The following is a 23,345-nucleotide window of genomic DNA, read 5'->3' as shown; positions in this document are numbered from 1 at the left end:
TGTCATTTTTTCTAACATGATACTTTTATTACTTAGGATAACTCGCTATCTTTAAGTCAGAAAATTCAAAATAGAGGAGGCATTTTATGAAACTCTCAGAGTTAAAATCAAGTGGTCACCCTAAGACATTGCTAAGTTCCTTTTTATATTTCGATGTGAGCTTTATGATCTGGGTCTTATTAGGGGCACTGGGTGCTTTTATTGCGCAAGACTTTGCTTTATCGACCGCAGAGAAAGGCATGATTGTTGCCATTCCGATTTTATCTGGTTCTTTTTTTCGGATTGTACTTGGCTTATTCACTGATCGTATAGGACCTAAGAAGACAGCGGTAATTGGCATGCTTTTCACCACCATCCCGCTCATCTGGGGGTTCATCGCTGGTACAACCCTTTCCGAGCTCGTGCTGATTGGTATTTTGTTAGGAGTAGCAGGAGCAAGCTTTGCTGTTGCTTTGCCAATGGCAAGCCGGTGGTATCCTCCTCATTTACAAGGCGTGGCCATGGGGATTGCAGGTGCCGGTAACAGCGGAACACTGATCTCCACACTATTTGGTCCACGTCTTGCCGAGATTTATGGATGGCATGCAGTCATGGGGCTCGCCCTGATTCCGTTAAGTCTTGTCTTTTTGTTTTTTATTTTCACAGCAAAAGATGCACCAAATCAGCCCGCTCCAAAGCCGCTACGGTCGTATTTTTCAGTATTTCAGGTGAAATCGGCATGGTTTTTCTGCCTGCTTTATGCGATTACATTCGGAGGATTTGTCGGGCTTTCCAGTTTTCTCAGTATTTTCTTTGTGGATCAATATGGTATCTCGAAAATTCATGCAGGTGATTTTGTGACTCTTTGTGTGGCGGCGGGCAGCTTCTTTCGCCCCATCGGTGGTCTCATTGCGGATAAAATAGGTGGAATGAAAGTACTGCTTGGATTATTCGCAGTCATCGGCATCTGCTTAGGAGGGGTGAGCAGTCTTCCAGCTTTACCTTTGGTCATTACCCTTTTATTTACCGGGATGATGTGTCTTGGGATGGGGAATGGCGCAGTTTTTCAGCTGGTGCCTCAAGTATTTCATAAAGAAATTGGGATCGTGACCGGAATTGTTGGTGCTGCTGGGGGCATTGGCGGCTTCTTTTTACCTAATATTCTGGGCAGTTTAAAAGAAGTGACGGGCTCATATATGTTTGGCTTTTTGACCATTTCTCTTTTTGTTCTAGTTGTCTTTATTTGTTTAGTCATATCGCAGCTTAAACGCAAAAAAGTCATCATCAACCACACCATTTCTGAATCATAAAAAGCCATGACCACTCTTTGGCCATGGCTTTTCTTTATATGTGTAAACACCCTTTGTATGACCTATTTTGGCAGAACCGAACTCCCCATTAAATAACGGTCTACCTCGTGCGCCACTTGTCTGCCTTCATTAATCGCCCAGACAATCAAGCTTTGCCCGCGTCTTGCATCTCCCGCTGCAAATACGCCTTCTACATTTGTTGTATACTCCCCATACTTTGCGTCAATGCGATTGTTTTTGCTGTCCACGCCAAAGTGTTTCACGAGTGGCTGTTCAGTTCCCTCAAAACCAATTGCAATAAAGACTAGCTGAGCAGGCCATACCTTTTCTGTCCCTGGAATCTCATGAAATTCAAACTTCCCCTGTTCGTTTTTCACCTTTTCCATTTGAATGGTATGAAGCTCTTTTAATTTCCCATTTTTGTCTGCCACAATTTTTGTGGTTTGAATGGAATATTGACGCGGATCTTCTCCGAATTTTGCTTGTGCTTCTTCATAAGCATAATCCAGTGAGAAGACGTAAGGCTGTTCAGGCCACATGTTATCCCCTACACGTGTATCCGGAAGTTTTGGGTGCTTCCCGAACTGAACAACACTTTTTGCTTTTTGGCGAAGTGCAGTTGCGACGCAATCCGCACCTGTATCTCCCCCGCCAATGACAATGACGTCTTTTCCTTTTGCATCAATGAAGTTTTTGTCTTTAAATCCTGAATCAAGCATGCTTTTTGTTGCGAGGGTTAAATAATCCATCGCAAGGTGAATCCCTTTAGCTTCCCGGCCTTCAATCAACAGGTCACGCTGCTTCTGTGCACCTGTACAAAGGATGACCGCATCAAACTGTTCTTTCAGTTCGTCGGCAGTGACATCGACGCCGATTTCTGTGTTCGTTACAAAATCAATGCCTTCTTGTCTCAACAGTTTGACTCTTCGCTCCACCACTTCTTTGTCCAGCTTCATGTTTGGAATGCCGTATGTCAGCAGCCCGCCAAGGCGGTCAGACCGTTCGAACACTGTTACGGCGTGGCCTGCTTGGTTTAATTGATCCGCACTTGCAAGTCCTGCTGGCCCTGAGCCGACAATGGCAATCTTCTTGCCTGTACGGCTTGAAGGAATTCTTGGTGTGATCCATCCATTTTCAAAGCCTTTATCAATGATCGTGCGTTCGATATTTTTAATCGAAACGGCTGGATCATTGATGGCAACTGTACATGACCCTTCGCAAGGTGCTGGACATACTCTCCCAGTAAATTCAGGGAAATTATTTGTTTTTTGCAGCCTTTCGAGCGCTTCTTTCCATCTCCCACGGTACACAAGGTCATTCCATTCTGGAATTAAATTGTAGATCGGGCAGCCTGAGACGCCGCCCCTGATCTCCATCCCAATTTGACAAAACGGTGTGCCGCAATCCATACATCTAGCGCCCTGCTTCTTCAATACGTCATCTGTATAAGGAGCTGAATATTCTTTCCAGTCATTTTGACGAGTGAGAGGGTCACGTTCATTTGGCTTTTCTCTTTTATAATCCATAAAACCTGTTGCTTTGCCCATTGTCCTCTCCCCTTTCTTAATGAGCGAGGGCTGCTTTTTGCCCGTTTGCCGTTTCTTGATTTTTCGGTTTTGTGTTTGCTTCAAAGGCGAACATGACCGCTTCTTCATGACTGAGGCCCGCTTGTTTTTGTTCTTCAATGCTTTGAAGCATCATTTTGTAATTTCTCGGAATAACTTTGATGAATTGATCCTTTTCTTGCGCCCAGTTTTCTAGAAGTGCCGATGCTTTTGAGCTGTTTGTATAATGAAGGTGCTCTTTAATCAGCTGTTTCACTTCTTGTTCTTCTTCATGATCTGTGAGCTTTTCAAACATGATCATTTCCATGTTGCACATTCTTTTGAACTGTTTCGCATCGGATGTATGGACGTAAGCTACGCCGCCAGACATGCCTGCGCCGAAGTTTTTTCCGACGTCTCCTAAAATGACGACACGTCCGCCAGTCATGTATTCACAGCCGTGATCACCGATTCCTTCAACGACCACATGCACACCTGAATTACGAACGGCAAAGCGCTCACCTGCACGCCCGTTAATAAAGGCTTTTCCGCTTGTCGCTCCGTAGAATGCGACGTTTCCGACAATGACGTTTTCATGTCCATTTTGTACAAAGTGATCAGAGGTTTTGACCGCAATTTTGCCTCCAGAGAGTCCTTTGCCGATATAGTCATTTGAATCGCCTGTTAAATAGAGAGACATGCCCTTTGGCACAAATGCGCCGAAGCTTTGTCCTGCGGAACCAGTGAACCTTAGTGTGATCGTATCCTCTGGCAAGCCTTCTTCCCCGTAGCGCTTAGACACTTCACTTCCAGTAATGGTTCCGGCCACACGGTTGATATTGCGAATATTCAATGATAGATCAACCGGTGTTTGATGATTCAGCGCTTCCTGTACATAAGGGAGGATTTCATTCATATCCAGTGATTCATCAATTTTATGATTTTGCGGTGTTCTGAATGTACGAGCTCCTTCTGGCTGATAAAGCAGTGTTTCAAGGTCTAGCTGCCCTGCTTTCCAGTGTGCTTTTGCTCGTTCACTGACTCCTAGAACATCCGTGCGTCCAATTAATTCATCCATTGATGTAAAGCCAAGTTCCGCTAAGATTTCTCTTACTTCCTCTGCAATAAACATCATGAAATTCACAATGTGATCAGGGTTCCCCATGAATTTTTTGCGAAGCTCTGGATTCTGTGTAGCGACGCCGACTGGGCAAGTATCTAAATGACATGCTCTCATCATCACACAGCCCAATACGACAAGTGGAGCTGTTGCAAAGCCGTATTCTTCTGCTCCTAAAATCGCAGCCATGACAACATCGCGTCCAGTCATTAACTTGCCGTCCGTTTCAAGAACGACTCTCTCGCGAAGACCATTTAACACAAGGGTTTGATGTGCTTCTGCCAAACCGAGCTCCCAAGGAAGTCCTGTGTGTTTAATACTCGTTTTCGGCGAAGCTCCTGTGCCGCCATCGTATCCACTGATCACAATGACATCCGCCGTCCCTTTTGCTACACCTGCTGCAATCGTCCCAACGCCGGCTTTAGACACAAGCTTGACGCTGATGCGGGCATCACGGTTCGCGTTTTTCAAATCATGGATCAGCTGCGCCAAATCCTCGATGGAATAAATATCATGATGCGGCGGTGGTGAAATCAATCCGACGCCTGGTGTAGAGCCGCGTACATCGGCAACCCAAGGGTATACTTTATTTCCTGGCAGCTGTCCGCCTTCTCCAGGTTTTGCTCCCTGCGCCATTTTAATTTGGAGTTCATCTGCATTGACCAAATAATGACTCTTTACGCCAAAGCGGCCGGAAGCAATTTGTTTAATCGCACTTCTGCGATCATCGCCGCGTTCATCAACTGTAAAGCGTGCAGGATCTTCTCCGCCTTCTCCGCTGTTACTTTTACCGCCAATTCGGTTCATGGCAATCGCAAGCGCTTCGTGCGCTTCTTTACTTAAAGATCCAAATGACATGGCACCTGTCTTGAATCGGCGCACGATGGATTCAGCAGATTCAACGTCTTCCAGACGAACTGGCTTTTGTTTTGGCTGGAAAGAAAATAAATTTCTGAGGAAGCCGATTCTTTCTTCGTCCGCTGCCTTTGTATATTGCTTAAATAGATCGTAATCTTCATTGCGGCATGCCCACTGAAGCGTATGGATCGTTTTTGGGTTAAAGGCATGGTGCTCTCCATTTTTTCTCCACTGGAAATCACTGCCTGATTCGAGTGTTTGGTCAGTCGCTGCCTGATACCCTGCTTCATGACGGAGTTTTGCCTCGTGTGCAATGGTCTCAAGATCAATCCCGCCAAGCTGAGAAGCTGTTCCCGTGAAATACGCCTGAATGACATCTTCACTAATGCCGACAGCTTCAAAGATTTGCGCTCCTCTATAGCTTTGCACAGTGGAAATTCCCACTTTAGACATGACTTTGACGACACCTTCGGTCACGCTTTTACCAAACTTTGTGACTGCTTCATCAAAGCTGAAAGAGATCGCTTCATCTGCAATCAACTGTTTGTACGTTTCATACACAAGATAAGGATGGATCGCATCTGCTCCGTAGCCAATCAGTGCGGCAAAATGATGGACCTCTCTGACTTCTCCAGATTCAACGATCAGACTAACCTTTGTCCGTAAGCCTTGGCGTACAAGATGCTGATGCAGTGCACTGAGCGCTAGAAGCGGTGGAATCGGCACTTTTTGTTCTGTCATTTCACGATCTGAAAGGATTAATAAAGATACGCCTTCGCGGATCGCTTTTTCCGCCTCTTCAAACATCGCATCCAATCCGCGCTTTAAATCATCGGTGAATAGAGTATGAATCGTTTTGCTTTTAAAGGCATTATGAACAATCGTTTTCAAGCCGTTAAATTGTCCACTCGTTAAGACCGGTGTATAAAGTTTAATTCTTCGGCATGAATATTCATTCGGATGTAAAATATCTCCTTCAGCACCTAACCAAGTCATGGTTGATGTCACAAGCTGCTCACGAATGGCATCAATCGGCGGGTTCGTCACCTGTGCAAACAACTGCTTGAAATAATGAAACAGAGACTGCGCACGATCTGATAACACAGCAAGCGGTGTGTCGCTTCCCATTGAACCGATTGGGTCTTTACCTTCTTCTAGTAAAGGAATTAAATATTTTTGAATGTCTTCGTACGTATAATGGAACGCACGCTGACGAGTCAATAAATCATCCATTATACTAGAATTTTCTGAATTTTCTTCTGAGCGATTGACATGAACCATTTCTTCATCAAGCCATTTTTGATAAGGAAGTTCATTCGCAATCGTCGATTTCACTTCTTCGTCAGAAATAATTCGTCCTTCTTCTAAATCGATTAACAGCATTTTGCCCGGCTCGAGACGGTCTTTGTATTTGACATCCTCTTCATTTGTGTCGATCACGCCGACCTCAGAAGAGAAAATGATATGATCATCATTTGTGACGTAATATCTTGCCGGTCTTAATCCGTTTCGGTCTAAGATGGCACCGATTTGTTTACCATCTGTAAAGGAAATGGCTGTTGGTCCATCCCACGGCTCCATGAGAGAGCTATGGTATTCATAAAATGCCCGTTTCTCTTTCGGCATGTGCGTGTTTTCAGTCCAAGGCTCTGGAATCAGCATCATCGCTGTATGAGCAGGTGTACGGCCTGCAAGCACAAAGAATTCAAAGGCATTGTCTAGAATGGATGAATCACTTCCGTCTGCATTCAGCACTGGCAAAATCTTGTCTAAATCGTCTCCGAAAGCTTCAGATACGAATTGTTGTTCTCTTGCTCTCATCCAATTGATGTTTCCTCTTAATGTGTTGATTTCACCGTTGTGAATCAAGTAACGGTTTGGATGGGCTCTTTCCCATGTAGGAAATGTATTTGTACTAAATCGTGAATGAACAAGTGAAAATGCAGAAACAAATGTTTCATCCTGAAGATCAAGATAAAAAGCATCGACTTGATCTGATGTTAAAAGCCCCTTGTATACAATGGTTTGACTCGACAAGCTGACAAAGTAAAATTGCTTTTCCTCTGCTGTTCCCCAGTTCTCAGCCTGCTTACGAATGACATATAATTTTCTTTCAAATGACAAACGATCTGTGATGTTGTCGTTTGCCCCAATAAAGACTTGCCTCACAACCGGACAGCTCTTCGCTGCGACAGTACCAATTTTACCGGCATCGACAGGGACTGTTCTCCAGCCAATTAATGTTTGACCTTCTTGTTTAATGAATCCGTTGATTTTTTGCTCGATGGCTTGACGCGTTTTCTCGTCATCCTCTTTTGAAAAGAAGACCATTCCTACCCCGTAACGGCCCTTTTCAGGAAGTGCAAAGTCTTTGCAGTTCTTTCTAAAGAAAGCGTCTGGCAGCTGTACCATTAAGCCGGCACCATCACCTGTATACGGATCACTGCCTTGCCCGCCGCGGTGATCAAGCTGGCACAGCATTTGTAATCCCTTTTTGACGATGCTGTGTGTCGCTTCCCCTTTTAAATGAGCGTACAGTCCGATTCCACATGCATCATGTTCAAATTCAGGACGGTAGAGACCTTGTGGTTGTGGTAGTTGATTATAAGTCATCGTTTCTCTCCCCCGTTTAAAAGATCCGTTTTTTCACAGTCATAAAATCTCACAAACTCTGTAACTTATTTTAAGTTTTCAAATTAATATAAACAATATATAATTTAGATCAAAACAATCTCTTTTTGAGATAGATGGGTGTGAAGTGTAAAAATGGAGCTTCGTCAGTTACGTTATTTTGTAGAAGTCGCAGACCGTGAGCACGTGTCAGAAGCGGCTGAAAACTTACATGTCGCCCAATCTGCTATCAGCCGGCAGATTGCGAATTTAGAAGAAGAACTTGGAGTGGCCTTATTCGAACGAGAAGGCCGAAATATCAAATTAACGAAGATCGGCAGACAATTTTTAGATCATGTCAGAACGGCACTAAAAGCCATTGATTATGCGAAAGAGCAAATTGATGAATACTTAGATCCGCACAAAGGAACGGTGAATATCGGCTTTCCTACAAGTCTAGCAAGCCAAGTGCTTCCATCTGTCATTTCCGCCTTTAAGCAGGAATATCCAGAGGTCGATTTTTTACTTCGTCAAGGATCCTATAAATTTCTTATTGAAGCTGTAAAAAATCGAGATATTGATCTCGCCTTTTTAGGACCCGTACCGACAAACGATCCTCAAATAGAAGGAAATATTTTATTTTCAGAAAGCATTTATGCCCTTTTGCCGGTTAGCCACCCCTTTAGCGGACAAAAGAGTATTCATTTAAGTGATTTAAGAAAGGATCATTTCGTGTTATTTCCTGAAGGGTATGTGCTGAGACAAATTGCAGTTGATGCTTGCAAGCAGGCAGGCTATAAGCCAACCATTTCATCTGAAGGAGAGGATTTAGACGCCATTAAAGGTCTTGTATCAGCGGGTATGGGCGTTACCTTATTACCCGAAAGCGCCTTTTATGAAACCACACCGCGATTTACAGCGAAAATTCCGATCGATTTTCCGCAAGTGAGAAGAACGGTTGGAATTATTGCGTCTAAGTCACGAGAAATGTCACCTTCTGCTCATGATTTTTATGTGTTCGTGAAGGATTTCTTTTCTAAAATTGAACAATATAAATAATTTATTAAAACAGGACATTTCATTTGTGGAAATAATCCCTCTTTGTATATGATGGGTTACAGAACAACACACTTTATGGAAGAAAGGTATTCGTATGAAATCAATTTTATCGTTTTTAAAGCCGTATCGGCTGTCCGTTGTGTCCATTGTTATCCTCACCTTTTTAAGCAGCATGCTCCAGCTGTATTTACCGACGCTTACGGCAGATATCGTCGATGTCGGGATCGTCCAAGGAGATATTGCTTACATATGGAAGGTTGGCGGCTGGATGGTGGCCTGTTCTTTACTTGCCATCTTGCTCACGATCTGGAAGTCTTACTTGTCATCAAAGACTGCACTTGGCTTCGGGCGTGATATGAGAAGACAGCTGTTTGTGCATGTCGAACAATTTTCACTAGAAGAATTTCAAAGGATCGGGACGTCTTCCTTTATTACAAGATCAACAAATGATGTGAAACAAGTCCAAGATGTCACGATCATGATCTTACAAATGATGACGAGAGCACCGCTCATGCTTGTGGGCGGAATTATTTTGGCTGTATCCCGAGATGCTGTCCTGTCTCTCATCTTTTTAGCAGCTCTTCCCCTTCTTGGCGGATTTATCTATTTGGTATCGAGAAAAGCCATTCCATTATTCGGCCAGCTTCAGAAGAAAACAGACCGGCTGAATTTAATTATGCGAGAATCTCTTTCAGGCATCCGGGTCATTCGTGCTTTTAACCGTGTAGATGATGAAAAGGAGCGTTTTCAAGAAGCCAACACATCCTACAAGGATACTGGCCTTAGAGTCAACCGATTAATGGCTTACTTGTTTCCATTTATGCTGATCATCATGAACTTCACGAATATCGGTATTGTCTGGCTAGGTGCAAATCGAATTGATGCCGGAGAGATGGAAGTTGGGAATCTCATTGCTTTCATTCAATATGCGATGATGATTTTAATGGCACTTATTATGCTGTCGATGAGCTTTATTATGGTTCCAAGAGCACAAGCATCAGCTAAACGCATGAACGAAGTGTTAAACATGGAACCGAAGATTAAAGACAATGAAGGAACTGTTACTGACCTGCGCGCGCCAGCCCAATCCATTCGTTTTGAGGATGTGTCATTTTATTACTCAAATGCTGAGAAACCGGCAGTTCAAGACATTACGTTTGAAGCCAAAACTGGCGAAACGACAGCTATTATCGGAAGTACAGGTTCAGGGAAAACCACCCTTCTCCAGCTGATGACACGCTTTTATGAAGCAACAGATGGCCGGATTACACTAGATGGTGTAGACATTAGAGAGCTGCCTCAGGAGAAACTAAGAAGCCAGATGGGCTATGTCTCTCAAAAAGCGGTTTTATTTAGCGGCACCATTGCCGATAATGTGCGTTTTGGCAGGCAGGATGCAAGCGATGAAGACGTCTGGCAGGCGCTGCGAACGGCGCAGGCAGAAGAATTTGTTTTGCAAAAAGATGGCGGAATCAATGCGGAAATTGACCAGGGTGGATCGAATCTATCTGGCGGTCAAAAGCAGCGTCTTTCTATTGCAAGAGCGCTAGTGAGAAAGCCGTCATTTTATCTGTTTGACGATAGTTTCTCAGCACTTGATTACAAAACAGATGCGAAGCTTCGGGCATCATTAGAAGCCGAAAAAACACATGCAGCCCTCATCATTGTGGCGCAAAGAATCAGCACAGTGAAGCATAGTGATAAAATCATCGTACTAGATGATGGGAAAATCGCAGGTATCGGAACACATGAACAATTACTGAAGGACAATCTTGTCTATCAAGAGATTGTTGCATCCCAGGAAGGTCAGGAGGTGGAGCGAGGATGAGTAAGAAAATGTCTTCCGGCATGGGCCATAAAGGCGGCCACCCTAGAGGACCTGTCGCAAAACCGAAGGAATTTAAGAAAACACTGCTTCGTTTGATTGGTTATTTAAAACCGAGGAAAATTCAATTGATCATTGTCTTCATTGCAGCGATCGGTTCAACCGTCTTTAACGTCATTAGTCCAAAGCTGCTAGGGGATGCCACCTCTTCCCTGTTTGACAGCTTTACTCAAGGAACAGCTGTTCAATTTGATGTCATTTCACGTATTTTATTACTGCTTGTCGCGCTATATGTCATTGCCTCTCTCTTTTCATTCGTTCAGCAATATGTGATGGCGGGTGTCTCCCAACAGACCATTGCTGAATTACGGCAAGAAGCAAATGACAAGCTCACACGTCTCCCCCTTCGGTATTTTGATAAAACAACCCATGGGGACACGCTGAGCCGTGTGATGAATGATATCGATAATATTAATACATCGCTTCAGCAGGCACTCACCCAAGTGATTACATCTGTCATTACGGTCATTGGGATTGTCGTCATGATGCTATTGATTAGTCCGCTGCTTACCTTGCTTGTTTGTTTAACGCTGCCGCTCAGCCTGTTTGCGATTCGCGGCATCACGTCATTTTCTCAAAAGCATTTTAAAGCGCAGCAAAAAGAGCTCGGGATGATCAACGGACATATTAATGAAATGTTCTCAGGGCATCAAACGGTTCGAGCGTATGGCTACGAAAAGAAAGCGATTGATACATTTGATCAATTAAACGAACAGCTGTATGAATCATCGAGGAAAGCGCAGTTCATTTCTGGTTTAATGATGCCACTGATGACGTTTATCGGGAACCTTGGCTATGTGGCAGTCAGTGTAGCCGGCGGTATTCTTGTCATTAATGGGAATATTCGTGTCGGAGATGTGCAGGCGTTTATCCAATACACGCAGCAAATGTCTCAACCGCTCGTGCAAGCATCAAGCGTCGCCAACTTGGTTCAATCAGCGATTGCTTCTGCTGAAAGGGTATTTGAAATCCTGGATGAGGAAGAAGAAAGCACTGAAGTAGATGCAGCAGTTGATCTTGAATCACTTTCAGGCGATGTGAGCTTTGAACAAGTTCAATTTGGATATGAAAAAGACCATCCGATTATTAAAGATTTGACTTTAGATGTGCAAGAAGGTCAAACGGTTGCCATTGTCGGACCAACAGGCGCTGGAAAAACAACCATCATCAATCTTTTAATGCGTTTCTATGAATTAGATCAAGGCTCTATCCGCATCGGCGGCGTCAAAACAACTGACCTCAGCCGTCAGCAAGTACGCGACTTATTTGCGATGGTTCTTCAGGATACGTGGCTTTTTGAAGGAACGATTCACGACAATATTGCCTATGGCAGGCAGAACGTCTCAAAAGAGGATGTCATCAAAGCCGCCAAACATGCTTATGCTGATGACTTCATCCGCACACTACCAGACGGATATGACACACTCTTAACAGAAGATGCCGGCAATCTGTCCCAAGGTCAGCGCCAGCTGTTAACCATCGCCCGTGCGATTTTATCTGATCCAAAGATCTTGATATTAGATGAAGCGACGAGCAGTGTGGATACACGGACAGAGATGCACATTCAAAAAGCGATGAATGAATTGATGAAAGGCAGAACGAGCTTCGTCATTGCACACAGGCTGTCGACGATCAAGGATGCAGACCTTATTCTAGTCATGAAAGATGGCACCATCATTGAAAAAGGAACGCACAGTGAACTCTTGAAACAAAAAGGCTTTTATGCAGACTTATATATGAGCCAATTTTCGGAGAATCAAGTGGGTTAAATATAAAGAGAGGATAGACACGCGCTCATGCGGTCTATCCTCTTTTTTGTTAATCAGCTCGCTTTTTCACTTTTACACTGAGTTTCGTTATATACTCTGCTTCATCTTTAGACATGAGTGAATGAAGCAAATACTCCTCAAATACATCTCCATCCAGCATCATTTCCTCTTTCTCGATTTCATCTAACAAGCGCGAATAAGCAGATTCAATCTCCTCATATGATCCTTGATCATACATCACCGCATAGAGGCCGGCAGGTTTTTTAACTGCTCCCGGCGCTTCCATTCGGCAAAACAGCCGATCTGACTGATGATAGTGACGCTGAAGAAACTGCTCCTTTTTTAAGACAGCACCATTTGCCGCAGCACCTTTTATACCAATTCCCTTTAGAAATTTTCCAACAATACGTGATATTTCTTCTACGGATGTATTCATGTCAATTGGGTTCGATGCACTTAATACAACAGGTTCTTCTGGCATCTCTTGAAACTGAACCTCCCCTATTTTTATAGATGATAGTTCTTGCGTCGTCTCCATCACCCGCATAAGAAAAGACTGGATATCTTGAAGTTTTTCAATCTCTTGTTTGACCTTTTCTATTTGTTCGGCTGCTAGGCTTTGAAGCCTTTCGCGGGAAGGCTCTGTAAAATATTGTTTTAACTCTTTTATCGGAAATTGAACAGCTCGAAGGGATTGAATCGCTATAAAATGATCAAATTGCTCGAGTGTATAGTAACGGTACCCATTTTCATGGACACCAGCTGGCTTAAATAAATCAATTTTATCGTAATAAAACAGGGTATCTTTTTTTACATCAAATAGCTTGGCAAATTCTCCAGTGAAAAACGTTTTTTGCACATCATTGATCATGATTAAGGCTCCTCTCTTGACTATGGAGTTACTCCACCCTTTATCATGATAACATGCAGAACCACCACTACGCTGGGAAAGGATAAAAATATGAACAACATAACTCAACATGAAGTGACATTAGCACATGCAAATAAAGAGGATTTCCCTTTTATGAAAAAAGAGCTGCAGAAAGCTTTTACAGCTGGCGTGATCGACGCATTTGGCGATGCGCATGATGGACCGATTCCTCCAGATGAAGTGATTGATGAATCTTTTCAATCAAATGTACACATTGTTTATCATATTATGCTAAATGGTGAAAAGGCAGGCGGCGTTGTCATCAAAATCAATCAAGAGACACAGCGCAACTCAGTTGACCTGTTATACATCTCTTCATCCTCACACGGAAAAGGCATTGGTCAGGCAGCATGGAAAGCCATCGAGGCGCAATATCCAGAAACGATTGTATGGGAGGTTGTGACCCCCTATTTTGAAAAACGCAACATTCATTTTTATGTCAATAAGTGCGGCTTTCAAATTGTTGAATTTTATCACATGAAACATCCAGATCCGAACGCACCTCATGCAGATGATCAAGAAAATGAGCTTTCAGCACCTGAGGAATTTGAATTCTTTAAATTTGAGAAAGTCATGAAGAAAACTTGCTCTAGCAAATGAAAATCTTCATCATACACTAAAAAACACTACCCCATAAAAAAGGTAGTGTTTTTTGCATCTCTTCTAGCCTCTAATCTGGCCATCGCCAGATAGAAGCAGCTTCGTTGTCGTGAGTGCAGGAAGTCCCATTGGACCTCTTGCATGCAGTTTTTGAGTGGAGATGCCAATTTCAGCCCCGTATCCAAGTGCGCCGCCGTCTGTAAAGCGGGTAGATGCGTTATGATAAACCGCCGCCGCATCGACTGCGTTTAAAAACGTGAGTGCCTGCTTTTCATCTTCTGTCACGATGGCTTCTGAATGTTTTGTACCGTACTGATCAATATGGTGTATGGCTTCCTCGATTGAATCGACTACCTTTACTGCAAGATCAAGACTTAAATACTCATCTGTCCAGTCCACTTCCTCAGCAGGAATGGCGTTTGAAAAATGAGACAATGCTGCCTCGTCACCATGTACGGTGACATGGTGCTCCAGCAGGGCTTCATTCAATGATGCCGCATTCTCTTTCAGCCAATCGCGATGGATGATCAGCGTCTCAAGTGCATTACATACAGCCGGACGATTCGTTTTTGCATTGATGACAATCTCAATGGCTTTTTTTACATTGGCTGTTTGATCAATAAAGACATGGCAGTTTCCTGTCCCTGTTTCAAGGACGGGAATAGTGGATTGTTCAACCACTGTTTTGATTAAAGAAGCTCCCCCTCGCGGAATTAAGACATCGATCCATTCTTTTAGATGGAACATCGCTTGAACCGATGAACGGTCTGTTTGTTCAATCAATTGCACCGCATCACGCGGAATCTTTGTTTGATCTAATGTTTCATGAATGACACGAACAATGGCTTTGTTGGAAGAAATAGCGGAGGAACCGCCTTTTAAAATCACTGCGTTGCCTGCCTTGAGGGCAAGCCCTGCTGCATCGACAGTGACGTTCGGTCTCGCTTCATAGATCATCCCGATCACGCCGAGCGGTACTCTTCGGCTTTTCACGTGCAAGCCGTTTTCAAGAGTCCATTCATCCAATATTTCTCCAACAGGATCTGTTAATCTCGTCACAAGCCGTAAGCTTTCCGCAAACTCATGAATTCTTTCTTCATTTAACATTAAACGATCCAAGAGTGCCTCTGAGAAGCCCTTTTCCTTCCCGGCATCTACATCCTTTTGGTTCTCCTGTAAAATGAAGGTGCTTTTTTGTTCTAACGCTTCTGCTAGTTTAAGAAGCGCCTCGTTTTTATCCTCTGTATGAAGTAAACCTAGTTTTTTTGAAACGTGCTTTGCTTTTTTTGCTTTTTCTTTGACCGATGTGACAACTTCAGCTGTCAGTGTCATGGAATTCCTCCCTTTTGGTTAGCAAACTGGTATCGATAATTCTAAATGACAAACAAACGCTTCAAGATCGACGACATGAACCACTTCATCCTGTAACGAGTCACTGCTCAGTGCAAGTTCGTCAGCTGGGTAATTCACAATACCAAGCCCTATTTCTCTACCATCTTGATCTAAAATACGGACGACATCGCCTTTTTTAAACGAACCCTTTACATTGACAATGCCATCGGAATCAAGGCTTTTCTCGCGGTGCATGAGGTGCTCCTGTGATTTTTTTTGAACAACGATCTCGCCTTTTGGTCCAGAATGAAAGGCAATCCACTGCTTCTTGTAATTCAGCGGAGCTAAATTTTCATCAGCCGTAAAATAAGTGCCGTCCTCTGTCCCATTGATCGCTTTATCTAAAATGTGAGGCGTATCCGCTTTTCCTAAAAAGCCATTGATGCCAGCGGCCATGGAAATTTTAAACGCATCGAGCTTTGATTTCATTCCGCCTGTGCCCACACTGCTGCCTGCATCTCCAGCCGCTGCTTCGATGTCTTCTGTGATGTCTGTGACTTCAAGAATTCTCTTCGCATTTGGGTTTGTATGCGGGTTATCTTCATACAAGCCATCAATATCAGATAAAATGGCAAGGAAATCCGCATCAATCAATCCAGCTACTTTTGCAGACAATGTATCGTTATCTCCGAACTTCAGCCGATTGATCGTCACTGTGTCATTTTCATTAATAATTGGGATGATGCCTCGATCTAATAACACATTCATCGTGTTGCGTACATTTTGATAGCGCGTTTCATCTGAAAAATCACTTCTTGTGATTAAAAGCTGTGAGGCAATATAACCGTGTGATAAAAATAAAGTAGAATATGATTCCATTAAAAGGCCTTGCCCAATTGAGGCAGATGCCTGTTTTTCCGGCAGTGTTTTGGGTCTATCGATAAATCCTAGTTTTCGGTAACCAGCTGCAACCGCACCAGATGAAACCAAAATGACTTCGTGTCCTGCATCTTTGAGTTTCACAATTTGATTGACGAGGTTTTCTAGTTTTTTTAAACTAATCTCCCCTTGAAAGCTAGTAAGCGAGCTGCTTCCGATTTTCACAACAATTCGTTTTCTCTCTTTATCTGCGTACACCTTATCACTCCTGTACCTGAGCTCTATTTATATAGATACTTTTTGTTTTTGCTGATTGCTGATCTCTTTTGATCGATTAGCAGCATGTTTGACGGCCTGCTTGATCGCTTCTCCACCGCCAAAATCATCTAATGCATTCAATCCAGCAGCCGTTGTTCCATTTGGTGACGTAATTTTCTCTCTTAGAGTAGAAGGGTCTTCTTCTGTTTCTTGCAGCATTTTCGCAGCACCGAGAAGTGTCTGCGCGCCAATTTGACGAGACAATTCCTTAGATAAACCTGCTTCTTCTCCTGCTTCTTCGATTCTCTCCATTAAGAAATAAAAATAGGCTGGGCCGCTTCCGGCAATTCCAGTGAAAATATCCATTTGCTCTTCCTGAATGGTATAGACTTCGCCCATTTCAGATAAAAGAGCCTGACTCATGCTGATATGGTCGTCTTTCACATAACGTCCAGCACATAAAGCGGTCGCTGAAGCCCCAATCGTACTTGACGTATTGGGCATCACCCTCATAACAGGCTGCCCTTCATGCAGCATATCTTCAATATATGATTGCTTAACGCCTGCAAGGACAGACATGATCAGCTGGTCTCTCTGAATATGAGGTTTTAACGATTCAAGTGCTGTTTCAGCATCCTTTGGCTTCATGGCCAGGATCAACATATCCATTTCTTCAAAAGGAAAAGAATCCATTGTGGCTGTTTGTATTCCGTATCGTTTCGTTAGTTCATTCAATCGATGTTGATTTTGTCTGTTTGTTGCGTAAATTTGGCCTAGCGGCATCTGTCCTGATCGCACAATCCCTGCAATCATTCCTTCCGCCATAGAGCCTGCTCCAATGAAAGCAACTTTCTTTTGATCAATGATATGGATCCTCTCCCTTGTTCGCTTTTTGTTCGTGTTTTTCACACGTTAGTTATCGTAACATGATGAGAAATCGTGTCAAGAAAGAGCTAGTGCTTTTCAAAAGTCCCGATTGTATAGCGAACCGCTTGCTATATGTATGCTGACTGCGCTTTTACGAAACAACAATTTAGATCAAAAGAACTATTCGAATTAGCATCATAGTACCCTTTCTTTCGACTGAATTCCCCATTTTATTTTTGATTCGGTGACTTCAATTCTATTTTTTAGAAAGCGCTATCATTTTTAATGACTTTCTATTTTCCTATACGATGAATGTGCTTGAATCTTCCGATTAGACTATTGACATATTTTAGAAAACATGTCCGTTGAAATGACATTTTACTGGTGATACGGTGAAAGAGAAACCAAGTGAAAAAGGAGCGTTCATAATGAAAGTGAAAGAAAACTATGTCAATGTCATTCCAATGAAAGAAATCCGTTCTACCGATGACCTTCTTTTCCCATTCCCTATTTACAATGAGCTACGTGCGCAGAGTGATATGAGATATGATGAGACAAGAAAGTGCTGGGATCTCTTTCGATATGCGGATATCCAATCTGTTCTCAAGCAGCCGAAAGTGTTCTCCTCACAGCGAGGAAGAAGCACCTCGAAAACGAGTATTTTAACAATGGACCCTCCAAAACATACAAAGATGAGAGCACTCGTGAATAAAGCATTCACGCCAAAAGCGATCAAGCAATTAGAAGGTAAGATTAAAGACCTGACACATGACCTGCTGCAACAAGTCAAGGATCAACGTACGTTTGATATCGTGCAAGATCTAGCAGCTCCCCTTCCTGTGATGATTATTGCTGAGCTTCTCGGTGCAGAGGTAAAAGATAGAGATCTGATTAAGAAACATTCTGATGCCCTAGTGGCAGGTGCTAAGGATGAATCAAAAGAAGCCATTCAGGCAGTTGTCGATATGCAGAAACGCGCAGAGGAAGAGCTGTCCGCTTATTTTGCTCACTTAATCCAAAAACGAAAAGAATCCCCTGCTGATGACCTGATCTCACTTCTCATTCAAGCGGAAATCGATGGTGAGCGTTTAACCGAGAATGAACTGCTTGGCTTTTGTATTCTATTACTTGTTGCTGGTAATGAGACAACGACCAATTTAATTACAAATGCAGTACGACTGCTTACAGAGCAGCCGCATATCGCCGAAGCAGTACGGCAGGACCCCTCTCTTATTCCTCAATTGACCGAGGAAACATTACGCTATTACCCGCCTGTTCAAGCCATTGGGCGAATCGCGGCCGAGGATGTGGAGATTGCAGGCTCAAAAATTGAAAAAGGTGACTATCTCATTAGCTGGGTCGCTTCTGCAAATCGCGATGAACAGAAATTTGACGATCCAGATACGTTCCGCCTTGACCGGAAATCAAATCCGCATATGAGCTTTGGCTTTGGCATTCATTTTTGTCTCGGTGCACCGCTTGCCCGCCTTGAGAGCAACATTGCCCTTGAGGTTTTACTCCAGACGTTTCAAGACATCACCTGTGCGGCAGATCAGCTAAAACCCATTCAAAGCACATTTGTTTTTGGGGTAAAAGAATTTCCTGTACAGGTCACCCGTTTTTAAAAGTCCCTTTTGAGGGACTTTTTCATTTTCTTCAATTCATCATCTCTTTCTTACCTTCCATCTCCGAACATGCTAAAATAAAGTCCATACAAAGTGATAACGGAATGCAGAAAGGGAGCCAAAATTCATGACCGATTATACAGCAATGAAAGACGGAATATTCAAATCAGTTTGTTCGTTAGATTGCCCGGATCAGTGCGGTCTTTTGATACATAAAGAAAATGGAAAGATCGTAAAAGTGCAGGGAGATCCAGACCACCCAGTTACCCAAGGCAACATATGCAACAAGGTGCGGAATGTCACAGCCCGTTTATATGATGAAAAACGGCTGACCACTCCTTTGAAACGTGTTGGACGCAAAGGCGATGGTCAATTTGCACCGATTACGTGGGAAGAAGCCATTGAAACCATTCGTCAAAAATGGACAAAGCTGATTGAAGAAAAAGGTCCAGAAAGTATTCTGCCTTACAGCTTTTATGGGAACATGGGCAATCTGAATGCAGAAGGCATGGACCGCCGCTTTTTCTATCGTCTTGGTTCAAGTCAGTTAGACCGGACCATCTGTCAGTCAGCAGGAACGACTGGCTATAAATATACAATGGGTGCAAGCATCGGGACAGACCCAGAAGACACCATTCATACGAAACTATTTATCTTTTGGGGCATCAATGCTGTGTCGACCAATATGCACCAAATCACCCTCGCACAAAAAGCGCGAAAGCAAGGAGCAAAGATTGTCGTGATTGATGTTCACAAGAACCAAACCGGACGGATGGCAGATTGGTTTATTCCGCTTCGACCTGGTACTGACAGCGCACTTGCCCTTGGCATCATGCATGTCCTTTTTAAAGAAGGACTGACAGATGAAGCCTTTTTAGAGGAATATACAACCGGTCATAAAGAGCTGCGTGAGCATGTGAAGCAGTATGATCCAGACACCGTTGAGGGTATCACTGGGGTTTCTAAAGAGGACATCCTTACACTTGCGAGAATGTACGCAGAGACATCGCCATCTCTCATTCGCATTGGCAATGGTTTGCAGCACCATGATAATGGCGGGATGAGTATTCGAACCATTTCCTGCCTCCCTGCCCTGACTGGTCAATGGCTCTACAAGGGCGGCGGTGCGATGAAATCAAACTCTTCTTTTCTCAGTTATAATGAAACCGCTCTTCAGCGGCCGGATCTGTTAAAGGAACGCACGCCAAGATCATTTAATATGAATCAGCTAGGCAGTGTGCTGACGAATGCATCTCCTTCCATTGATTCACTCTTTGTCTACTCGTGCAACCCAGCCGTTGTGACACCTGAAGCAAATAAAGTAAGAGAAGGTTTGCTGAGAGAGGACTTATTTACAGTGGTTCATGACCTATTTCTGACAGAGACAGCTGCGTATGCAGACATTGTCCTGCCGGCAACCTCCGCTTTTGAAAATGAGGATTTCTATACATCATACTGGCACCATTATATTCAAATTCAAGAGCCGGTGATTGAACGCTATGGAGAAAGTAAATCCAATACGGAAGTGTTCCGCCTGTTAGCCCATGCAATGGGCTTTGAAGATGAAGCCTTCCGCGAGACAGATGCGGAGCTCATGGAACAAGCCCTTCATCATCCGGAAAATCCGCATTATGAGGACATTTCGTACGAAGCATTAAAAGAAAAGAAATGGATCAAAGCAAAACGAGGACCTTTCCAAGACTTAAAGCTCTCTACTCCAAGCGGGAAAATTGAGCTTTATTCTGAACAAATGAAAAAAGACGGCTATCCAGCACTACCAACCTATGTGCCCCTTTATCAGGAGAGTGAATATCCGCTTACCTTTATACCAGGTCCGAATCATAATTTTCTTAACTCGACCTTCTCACTTCATGAAAAGCATCAAAAGCTTGAGAAGTTTCCTAAGCTTCATATGAATGAACAAGATGCAAAGGCAAGACAGATTGAAGACGGTGACATGGTGCGTGTGCTGAATGACCGGGGAGAATGTGAGCTGGTCGTGTCAGTCGGTCAAAATGTATTATCTGGTGTTGTGGTCAGTCAAGGATTATGGGCTGATCAAAAAGGCAAAAAGCATTTAGTCAATGGATTAACACCAGATCGCTTGGCAGATATGGGCGGCGGCGCGACGTTCTTTTCTGGCAGAGTGGAAGTTGAAAAATTATCATAGACAGAAGAAAAGCCAGCAAAAACTGCTGGCTTTAGATTGTTGACAAAGTGCTAAAATGATTTTTATTTTAGCACTTTGTCTTCTTTTCAGCGTGATAGAAAACCTTTGAAGTCTAGGAAGGGCGAGCACTGGCGCGGAGCGAATTTAACATTCGTGAGCACCAGCGCGCAGACCTGACAACGAATGCGAGGGTTTGTCTACACGCTGAAGCCAGCAAAAACTGCTGGCTTTTTTTCATTTGGTTTTATCGAATAATCAGCTGGTTGGTCATCACATTTGCACTTCCGTTGCTTCGGTAGCCTTCTACAGTTAATGCTGTTTCATACATTTTCCCCATTGGCATACCTAGGCTTTCCCATTTTCTGAAATGCTCACTGACGGATACAGTTCCGCTCGTACGTTTTGTTTGACGTACACTCCAATATTGCTTAAAGGTAGCGTCCCCAATAATAGAAGGCTGGTTGACACGTAGCGTTTCATAAATGTCATATGTGCCTCCATCGGCATAAAATGATCCTTTATACGTTCCTGTTGGGCGATATGTGCCCCATGACTCAACAATGTAGTATTCAGCTAATGGAGATTGTGTCCAGCCATAGACACATAAGTAGGAATTCCCGCCTGGGTTAAAGGCTGCGTTGTAATTGATGGAGATGTTGCCAAGTTGATGATGAGTTTTAGTGGAATCAAACTTCTTCCCTTTTCGAAACAAAGCATTTCCAATATTGTTCCATTGTGCGCTAAATGCTCCGCCATTATTGAGTGTCATTGAGGTATTTCCGTAATCCTTCCATAATTCAAAATCGTATCCGCTGTGTGTGCCTATTCTATTATCATAAATCGTTTCCGCATGAGCTGGTACAGCAGTCAGTGTCAGCACAAATCCAATACACATCACAAACAACAGCCTCAATCTTTTCAAATTCATTTTTCATCCCTCTCCTTTTTTCATCATATTATTCTGCCTTCTCTAAGATGAAACGAGCCCATCACCTCCTTTCATGTAACCTTTCTTGCTAGACAGAACGGTATTGTTCTAACCCGGCATGGATGTCTCTTGTTTGTGTATAGATCTTTTGATACAGATGAAATAGATCAGCATATATACTTGCATGCTGCTGCTCTGGCTCATAGACAGCAGCTTGATGAATAAACTGATCTGCACATGCCTCAAGCGATGGATACCATCCGCAGCCAACGGCGGCCAGCATAGCTGCACCTAAAGCAGGCCCTTGTTCATTGTCTAACTGGATGACCTCAGCCTGAAAAATGTCTGCTTGCATTTGAAGCCATGTCCGGCTTCTCGCGCCGCCCCCAATGGAGACAATAGAATCTATGTGTTTCCCTGCTTGCCGGAATAAGGCGATGGATTCATTTAACGAGAAGGTAATCCCTTCTAGCACAGCCCTTACGATATGTGTCCTTTCATGTCTGCTGTCTAATCCAATCAAGCTTCCACGAACGGTAGAATCCGCATGAGGTGTTCTCTCCCCGACTAAATATGGCGTAAAGAGCAATCCATTCGCTCCTGGCGCGACATCAACCGCACCCTCTAAAAGCGATTGGAACGATTCCTCTGGAGCCAGTAAGTGTTTTACCCAGTTAAGGCTATATCCTGCTGAAAGGGTGACACCCATTGTGTAAAAAGCGTCTTTTTTTGCATGATGAAACAAATGCAAGTTTCCTTGAAGCGCTCTTTCATGATCCTCTTCGTAAGAGAGAATGACGCCAGATGTGCCAATGCTGCATAACGTGCGGCCAGAGGATAAAATGCCAGCTCCAATTGCTCCGCAAGCATTGTCTGCCCCGCCAGCAAAGACTTTTGCACCCTCTTCGATCCCCGCCTCACGTGCAATATGCGGCAATAGTGTACCGACCTCATCCTCTGATGAGACAAGCGGCGGACAAATATGAGGAGGAATATCAAATGCCTGACAAATCTCTTCACTCCACTTTTGCTCTCCAATATCTAACAGCAATGTGCCAGCCGCATCAGAATGATCGATATGAACAGACCCTGTTAAACGAAATCTGACATAATCTTTCGGGAGTAAAAACATGTCGATTTGTTGATCAATTTCTGGTTCATGTTCCTTTACCCATAATAATTTTGGCAGTGTAAATCCTTCTAGCGCCTGATTTTTCGTGATCTTTTGCAGCCGTTCCCCCAGCTTTTTTGTGATGCGTGTACATTGCGCTGTCGTTCGTGTATCATTCCATAAAATCGCAGGGCGGAGTACCTTGCGGGATTCATTTAAAAGAACCAGACCATGCATCTGTCCAGAAAAGCTGATGCCTTCTACTTTCTTTGAATGAACAGGCTGTCTTGCCATCAGTTCTTTCATCGCAGCCACTGTTTGCTCAACCCAATCCTCTGGGTTCTGCTCACAATATCCAGGTTTATCTTGAATGAGGCGGTAAGGCTTAGAGGCCTCGCAGCACACCTTTCCATTCTCATCTACTAATATTGCTTTGACTCCGCTCGTTCCAAGATCAATTCCCATCACATACTTCATGTCTTCACTCCTTCAAAACAGGTCCGCTCCTTT

The 23,345-nt window shown here is 43.6% G+C and carries 15 protein-coding genes; 7 read left to right on the top strand and 8 right to left on the bottom strand.

Annotation, left to right across the window (positions count from 1 at the left end; genetic code table 11):
• Positions 1 to 86: 86 nt before the first annotated feature.
• Positions 87 to 1,289: a nitrate/nitrite transporter gene (locus C6Y02_RS09495; RefSeq protein ID WP_106031113.1), complete on the top strand. Its 1,203-nt coding sequence runs from the start codon at positions 87 to 89 to the stop codon at positions 1,287 to 1,289.
• A 62-nt stretch (positions 1,290 to 1,351) separates the two neighbouring features.
• Here C6Y02_RS09495 and gltD read toward each other — a convergent pair whose 3' ends face one another.
• Together gltD and gltB are read right to left on the bottom strand one after the other, a co-directional pair.
• Positions 1,352 to 2,836, bottom strand: a complete 1,485-nt coding sequence (gene gltD / locus C6Y02_RS09490) for a glutamate synthase small subunit (protein ID WP_034660884.1) — start codon at positions 2,834 to 2,836, stop codon at positions 1,352 to 1,354.
• 16 nt (positions 2,837 to 2,852) lie between these two features.
• Complete coding sequence (gene gltB, locus C6Y02_RS09485; RefSeq protein ID WP_106031112.1) at positions 2,853 to 7,424, bottom strand: glutamate synthase large subunit; 4,572 nt, start codon at positions 7,422 to 7,424, stop codon at positions 2,853 to 2,855.
• A 153-nt stretch (positions 7,425 to 7,577) separates the two neighbouring features.
• On the opposite strand from gltB, the gene gltC reads away from it, so the two are divergent.
• From gltC to C6Y02_RS09470, 3 genes are all read left to right on the top strand, one after another.
• A complete protein-coding gene (gene gltC / locus C6Y02_RS09480) occupies positions 7,578 to 8,480 on the top strand; it encodes a glutamate biosynthesis transcriptional regulator GltC (protein ID WP_034660886.1) in 903 nt (300 codons plus the stop codon).
• Positions 8,481 to 8,574: 94 nt separating this feature from the next.
• The gene (locus C6Y02_RS09475; protein WP_106031111.1) at positions 8,575 to 10,308 is read left to right on the top strand and encodes an ABC transporter ATP-binding protein; all 1,734 of its coding nucleotides are present in this window, start codon (positions 8,575 to 8,577) and stop codon (positions 10,306 to 10,308) included.
• Entirely contained in the window at positions 10,305 to 12,134 is a 1,830-nt protein-coding gene (locus C6Y02_RS09470) for an ABC transporter ATP-binding protein (RefSeq protein ID WP_106031110.1), read from the top strand. The genes C6Y02_RS09475 and C6Y02_RS09470 overlap by 4 nt, the downstream gene beginning before the upstream one ends.
• Before the next feature lie 49 nt (positions 12,135 to 12,183).
• Here C6Y02_RS09470 and C6Y02_RS09465 read toward each other — a convergent pair whose 3' ends face one another.
• A complete protein-coding gene (locus C6Y02_RS09465) occupies positions 12,184 to 13,005 on the bottom strand; it encodes a MerR family transcriptional regulator (RefSeq protein ID WP_060596522.1) in 822 nt (273 codons plus the stop codon).
• A gap of 90 nt (positions 13,006 to 13,095) precedes the next feature.
• On the opposite strand from C6Y02_RS09465, the gene C6Y02_RS09460 reads away from it, so the two are divergent.
• A complete protein-coding gene (locus C6Y02_RS09460) occupies positions 13,096 to 13,665 on the top strand; it encodes a GNAT family N-acetyltransferase (protein WP_106031109.1) in 570 nt (189 codons plus the stop codon).
• A 63-nt stretch (positions 13,666 to 13,728) separates the two neighbouring features.
• On the opposite strand, the gene C6Y02_RS09455 is transcribed toward C6Y02_RS09460, so the two are convergent.
• From C6Y02_RS09455 to proC, 3 genes are read right to left on the bottom strand one after another with little or no spacing between them, the layout of a single operon-like run.
• Positions 13,729 to 14,997 carry a glutamate-5-semialdehyde dehydrogenase gene (locus C6Y02_RS09455; RefSeq protein WP_066030789.1) on the bottom strand — a complete coding sequence of 423 codons (1,269 nt, stop codon included), beginning with the start codon at positions 14,995 to 14,997 and terminating at the stop codon, positions 13,729 to 13,731.
• A gap of 18 nt (positions 14,998 to 15,015) precedes the next feature.
• Positions 15,016 to 16,134 carry a glutamate 5-kinase gene (gene proB / locus C6Y02_RS09450; RefSeq protein WP_060596525.1) on the bottom strand — a complete coding sequence of 373 codons (1,119 nt, stop codon included), beginning with the start codon at positions 16,132 to 16,134 and terminating at the stop codon, positions 15,016 to 15,018.
• A gap of 27 nt (positions 16,135 to 16,161) precedes the next feature.
• Entirely contained in the window at positions 16,162 to 16,959 is a 798-nt protein-coding gene (gene proC / locus C6Y02_RS09445; protein ID WP_411265989.1) for a pyrroline-5-carboxylate reductase, read from the bottom strand.
• Between the two features lie 470 nt (positions 16,960 to 17,429).
• Between proC and C6Y02_RS09440 the strand changes: the two genes are divergently transcribed.
• Entirely contained in the window at positions 17,430 to 18,626 is a 1,197-nt protein-coding gene (locus C6Y02_RS09440) for a cytochrome P450 (RefSeq protein ID WP_060596527.1), read from the top strand.
• A gap of 127 nt (positions 18,627 to 18,753) precedes the next feature.
• Complete coding sequence (locus C6Y02_RS09435; RefSeq protein WP_106031107.1) at positions 18,754 to 20,796, top strand: molybdopterin oxidoreductase family protein; 2,043 nt, start codon at positions 18,754 to 18,756, stop codon at positions 20,794 to 20,796.
• 244 nt (positions 20,797 to 21,040) lie between these two features.
• Here the strand turns inward: C6Y02_RS09435 and C6Y02_RS09430 are convergent, their stop codons facing one another.
• Together C6Y02_RS09430 and xylB are read right to left on the bottom strand one after the other, a co-directional pair.
• Positions 21,041 to 21,724: a glycoside hydrolase family 11 protein gene (locus tag C6Y02_RS09430; RefSeq protein ID WP_034660895.1), complete on the bottom strand. Its 684-nt coding sequence runs from the start codon at positions 21,722 to 21,724 to the stop codon at positions 21,041 to 21,043.
• A gap of 88 nt (positions 21,725 to 21,812) precedes the next feature.
• Positions 21,813 to 23,312, bottom strand: coding sequence for a xylulokinase (gene xylB, locus C6Y02_RS09425; protein ID WP_106031106.1), 1,500 nt, complete (start codon positions 23,310 to 23,312; stop codon positions 21,813 to 21,815).
• Between the last annotated feature and the right edge of the window lie 33 nt (positions 23,313 to 23,345).

This window comes from Bacillus sp. NMCC4, assembly GCF_002998555.1.
In the GTDB taxonomy this organism is placed as follows: Bacteria; Bacillota; Bacilli; order Bacillales; family Bacillaceae; genus Bacillus.
Note: the sequence above shows the minus strand (reverse complement) of the source record. Positions and strands in the feature narration are given on the sequence as shown.